The sequence below is a fragment of the Acinetobacter rongchengensis genome (assembly GCF_003611475.1).
Taxonomy (GTDB): Bacteria; Pseudomonadota; Gammaproteobacteria; order Pseudomonadales; family Moraxellaceae; genus Acinetobacter; species Acinetobacter rongchengensis.
In genome coordinates this window covers 1-737 of sequence record NZ_RAXT01000175.1, presented here as the reverse complement: position 1 = coordinate 737, position 737 = coordinate 1, and the positions used below count along the sequence as shown (strand labels likewise).

Below are 737 nucleotides of genomic sequence, written 5' to 3'. Positions count from 1 at the left end.
GTTGTGATTTGACAACACAAACGTAAACTGGACATTAAAGTCCTAAACTTTAACAATATAGTTGTAAACAAAGAGAGATTAAAAAAAATGTCAAATTTTACAGAAGCATATATTCCAAGTTTTGGATATGGTTGGTATAACGAATCTATTTCTTATGATGCTTTAACAGGTGTACATAAAAATCTATATGCAAAAACAGATCAAAAAGCTACTAATGGCAACCAACGAACAGATAATTCAAGTAACCCAAGTGGGTATCGTGTTAGAGCAGGGTTTGTTGATCCTAAAAGTGATAAAAGATTTTAGAATGTATCCGGTACACACTATGAAACCCTAGATAATGGGTGAGCTGTTTCTCAATACACATCTGCAAAAGATTGCAATTTTAAATTTGGGCAGTTTTTATAAAATCTTATGAAAAAGAATAAAATTCTATTAATAGTTCTTGTGGTTGGTATTATTGTTTTAGGTATTGTAATTTTTATAAAATCTCAAGCAGTTACAGAAACAAAAAGATTGGGTAACGGTGAAAATACCAACCATAATGAAACGAGTTCATCTTCCAAACCATCTATCTAGTTTCCTTTGAAGAAGTTTTACCAATTTGGAAAGGCTAGGTTTACAACTATATTGTAAAAAACCGCTATTTTTCTAAACTGAAAAATCCATTGAGTTTAGAACTGTAATGTGGATTTATTCAATTAGATTTGATGTAAGTTGTTGATTTTACATTTTGC

At 30.1% G+C, this 737-nt stretch carries 1 protein-coding gene; it reads left to right on the top strand.

Annotated elements, in window-relative coordinates; genetic code table 11:
• Positions 1-87 precede the first annotated feature (87 nt).
• Positions 88-306 carry a hypothetical protein gene (locus D7V20_RS19365; protein ID WP_228260134.1) on the top strand — a complete coding sequence of 73 codons (219 nt, stop codon included), beginning with the start codon at positions 88-90 and terminating at the stop codon, positions 304-306.
• Positions 307-737: the final 431 nt, after the last annotated feature.